Annotated in this window: 3 protein-coding genes and 1 pseudogene; all 4 read left to right on the top strand. The window is 66.1% G+C overall.

Features of this window, described 5'->3' with window-relative positions; genetic code table 11:
- Window positions 1–203 precede the first annotated feature (203 nt).
- Window positions 204–564, top strand: a pseudogene (locus H0W38_RS19380) (NAD(P)-dependent oxidoreductase); the annotation flags it as partial.
- A 102-nt stretch (window positions 565–666) separates the two neighbouring features.
- Complete coding sequence (locus H0W38_RS19375; protein WP_292457234.1) at window positions 667–1,119, top strand: transposase; 453 nt, start codon at window positions 667–669, stop codon at window positions 1,117–1,119.
- Between the two features lie 8 nt (window positions 1,120–1,127).
- Entirely contained in the window at window positions 1,128–1,496 is a 369-nt protein-coding gene (gene tnpB / locus H0W38_RS19370) for an IS66 family insertion sequence element accessory protein TnpB (protein ID WP_292457232.1), read from the top strand.
- A 94-nt stretch (window positions 1,497–1,590) separates the two neighbouring features.
- Window positions 1,591–3,201 (top strand): IS66 family transposase, encoded by a 1,611-nt coding sequence (locus H0W38_RS19365; RefSeq protein WP_292457230.1) that lies wholly within the window; start codon window positions 1,591–1,593, stop codon window positions 3,199–3,201.
- Window positions 3,202–3,273 lie beyond the last annotated feature (72 nt).

Raw genomic sequence — 3,273 nt, 5'->3', positions numbered from 1 at the left:
TTCGCCCACCTCGACCGCCTGGGCTACGGCGGCTGGATCGGCTGCGAATAGAAGCCTGCCACCACGACCGAGGCCGGCCTGGGCTGGCGGCAGAAGCTGGCGCAGTGACCGCGACGCAGCGATGGCGCCACCGTGGTAGCGCCGCAGTCGCACCGGAGCAGTGCTTCCTCATCGACCTCTCGACATCTGACAAGGACCACGACATGAGCTCGCAAGTGCAGAAGATCGGCTTCATCGACCTGGGCATCATGGGCGCGCCGATGGCCGGCCACCTGATCAAGGCAGGGCACGAGCTCTTCGTCTTCACGCGCAGCAAGCTTCCCAAGGCCATTGCGAGCAGCAACGCCACCCGCTGCGCCGGCGCGCGCGAAGTGGCCGAGCGGGTCGACATCGTCATCACGATGGTGCCTGACACACCAGACGTGGAAGCCGTTCTGTTCGGAGAACGGCATCGCCGCCGGCCTGAAGGATTCACCCGGCGGCCGTGAAGGCCGCGTCGGCAAGTTCGTCGTCGACATGAGCTCGATCTCGCCGATCGCCACCAAGGCCTTCGCGCAGAGGATCCACGAACGCGTCAGGCCGCTGTTCGGTAAGCGGCTCGGCATGGCATCTTGAAAGAGGAGTGCGAGGAGTCGACGATGGTGTCCACCAAGCGAGGTGGACACCATGGAAGAAGACAAGAGTTGGTCGCGACGGCCGCACAGCGCGGAGCTCAAGCTCCGGGTCCTGAGCGAATGCGCGGTTCACGGCGCATCGATCGCCCGGATCGCACAGGCGCATGGGTTGAACGCGAACCTGGTACACAAGTGGCGCCGCAAGGCCGGTGTGGTGCTGGTCAAGGAAGCGCCGCGCGGCGCGCGCAAGGGCGACGTGAAGTCAGGGCCGCTGACAGCCATCGAAGACATCAAGGAGACGGACAAGGTCGAGATCGCTGCCGGCGGATTCGTCGCATTGGCGTTGCCGCAACCGTTGCCGGTTGAAGTACCGAAGCCCGCGACCGCGATGGCGGCCCCCGAGATCCGCATCGAGCTGCGACGCGGCGCGACGGCGGTGGCCATCCACTGGCCCGTCGATGCAGGAGCGGACTGCGCGGCTTGGCTGAGCGCATGGCTTCGATGAGCGTACCGATGAGAGCGCCGATCAGTGGCATGCCCCTGATCGAGGTCGAGGCGTTGTGGCTGGCCACCGAACCGATCGACATGCGCGCCGGCGCCGATCGGCTGCTCGCCCGCGTCGTGCATGTCTTCGGCGCTGCGCAGGCCCGCCACGGCTACCTCTTCGCCAACGCGAGAGGCACCCGCATGAAGCTGCTCGTGCACGACGGCTTCGGCGTGTGGTGTGCCGCGCGCCGACTCAACATCGGCGGCTTCCAGTGGCCGCATGCAGGCTCGAGCGCAGCATCGCCCGTTGCGCTCACGCACGAACAGTTCAACGCCCTCGTGCTCGGTCTGCCGTGGTCGCGTCTGGAGCAAATGCGAGTGATCACGCGCGTGTAGTGCGTGTTCGATGGCGGCCGGGCATCGTCGTCATGCCAGGCAATCCGAACATGCCCCGATGGGCAGGCGGCCGTGGGCTTCGCACAATGCCTGCATGCTCGATGTGCGCGACTTCAAAGCCTGCGACCTCAGTGGCCTGAGCCACTCGGAGGTCACCGCACTGGCCGAGCAAATGCTCTCCCACATCGGCGAGCAGTCCAAGGAGCTCGAACGGCGCGCAAGGGACATCAAGTTCAAGGACGTCAAGCTCGAGCGCATCACGTTCGAGCTGGCACGGCTGAAGGCGTGGAAGTTCGGGGCGAAGACCGAACGCATGAGCGCCGAGCAGCGGCATCTGTTCGAGGAAGCGCTCGCCGAAGATCAGGCGAGTCTGGAGGCCCAGCTCGCAGCCCTGCTGGGCGAAGCCCGCCACAGGGCAGCAAATGCCGACAGCGACGCAGACGATGAGAAGACCAAGCGCCCACCGCGTCGCCAGGCGTTGCCCGAGCACCTGAGGCGCGTCGAGTACCAGCACGAACCCGAGAGCACCACCTGCCCGACTCCGGATTGTGGCAAGGCCATGGTGCGCATCGGCGAGGACATCACCGAGAAGCTCGACATCGTGCCGGCCGAGTTCTTCGTCCACCATCACGTGCGCGGCAAGTGGGCCTGCCGGTGCTGCCAAGTCCTGGTACAGCCGCCCGTCGAGCCGCAGGTGATCGACAAGGGCATGCCCGCTGCCGGGCTCGTCGCCCACACGCTGGTGAGCCGCTTCGTCGACCACATTCCGTACTACCGGCAGGCGACGATCAACGCCCGCTCGGGCGTGCACACGCCGCGCTCGACGCTGGCCGCCTGGTCGGGCAAGGCAGGGGCCGCCTTGCACCCGCTCTTCGATGTGCAGAAGGAGTTCGTCCTCGGCGCCCGCGTGCTGCACGCCGACGAGACGCCGGTCAACATGCTCGACCCCGGGGCGGGGAAAACGAAGAAGGCCTACATCTGGGCCTATGCGCGCGGCGCCTTCGATCCGCACGCTGGCGTGGCCTACGACTTCTGTGTCGGCCGCGGGGCGCAGTACCCCATCGCGTTCCTCGACGGTTGGTCGGGCACGCTGGTGCGCGACGAGTACAAGGCCTACGAGAGCGTCATCGCGTTGCCGGACCGCAGGGCTGCCGGATGTCTGGCGCATGCGAGAAGGAAGTACGACGAACTTCTCAAGGGCAACGTCAGCCCTGTGGCCACCGAGGCGATCCAGCGCATCGCGCAGATCTACCGGGTGGAGCGAAAGCTTCGAGAACTAACCGCGGAACGGAGGTTGGAGGAACGAGTCGCCATCGCCAAGCCGCTCTGGGAAGCGCTCTTCGCGTGGTTGAAGCTCGAGCGCTCGCGCGTGCCCGATGGCGGCGGGACTGCGAACGCGATCGACTACAGCCTGAACCATTGGACGGCGCTGACGGCGAACCTGCGAGACGGCAACGTGCCGCTGGACAACAACCACCTGGAAAATCTGATGCGCCCATGGGCCATGGGCAGAAAAGCATGGCTCTTCGCTGGTAGCGAACTCGGAGGACAACGCGCGGCAGTCGTGATGAGCTTGGTCGTCTCGGCGCGGTTGAATGGGCACGACCCCTGGGTCTACCTCACGGATGTGTTGATGCGGCTGCCCACACAGCCGACCAACCGCCTGGACGAGTTGCTGCCGCACATCTGGACCCCTCAGACCTGAGATACCAACCGCTGCCGACACTGCTCCGTCGGCGTTCGTCAAGGTGCCGTGGCGAGCCGCTTACCCTTGGAG

The sequence above is a fragment of the Methylibium sp. genome (assembly GCF_013817365.1).
Lineage (GTDB): Bacteria > Pseudomonadota > Gammaproteobacteria > Burkholderiales > Burkholderiaceae_C > Methylibium.
The sequence above is the reverse complement of the archived record's forward strand: the minus strand, read 5'-3'. Positions and strand labels throughout refer to the sequence as shown.

Excerpts from the sequence above, each read along its gene's own strand:
- H0W38_RS19375 (WP_292457234.1), top strand. The coding sequence starts at position 667 with ATGGAAGAAGACAAGAGTTGGTCGCGACGGCCGCACAGCGCGGAGCTC.
- tnpB (WP_292457232.1), top strand. The coding sequence starts at position 1,128 with ATGAGAGCGCCGATCAGTGGCATGCCCCTGATCGAGGTCGAGGCGTTG.
- H0W38_RS19365 (WP_292457230.1), top strand. The coding sequence starts at position 1,591 with ATGCTCGATGTGCGCGACTTCAAAGCCTGCGACCTCAGTGGCCTGAGC.